The organism is Paenibacillus popilliae ATCC 14706 (assembly GCF_000315235.1).
GTDB lineage: Bacteria > Bacillota > Bacilli > Paenibacillales > Paenibacillaceae > Paenibacillus_B > Paenibacillus_B popilliae.
This window is the reverse complement of sequence record NZ_BALG01000426.1, coordinates 1-230: the sequence shown is the minus strand read 5'-3', so window position 1 is coordinate 230 and position 230 is coordinate 1. Positions and strand designations below refer to the sequence as shown.

General features: G+C 51.3%; 1 pseudogene. It reads right to left on the bottom strand.

Annotation, left to right across the window (positions count from 1 at the left end):
* Positions 1 to 137, bottom strand: a pseudogene (locus PPOP_RS26185) (IS630-like element ISCARN21 family transposase); the annotation flags it as partial.
* Positions 138 to 230: the final 93 nt, after the last annotated feature.

Here is a 230-nt window from a genome sequence, read left to right as displayed (position 1 = left end):
CCATGTTTGGGGGTGAAGACGAACTCAAACCGGTTCGGCCGACTCTCCAGATAAGCATTTGTTTCCTTGGAGATATGAGCGGAATGGTTGTCTACTATGATTTGAATCCGCAGTTCCGGGCTATAGTGGGCATCAAGCTTCTATGGTGGAATGTTTCCCGGCGACGGGAGGCAAATCCTCGGCGGTATTGCCGATCGCCTGAATGCCAGGTTTCTCGTCGTAGGACAAAT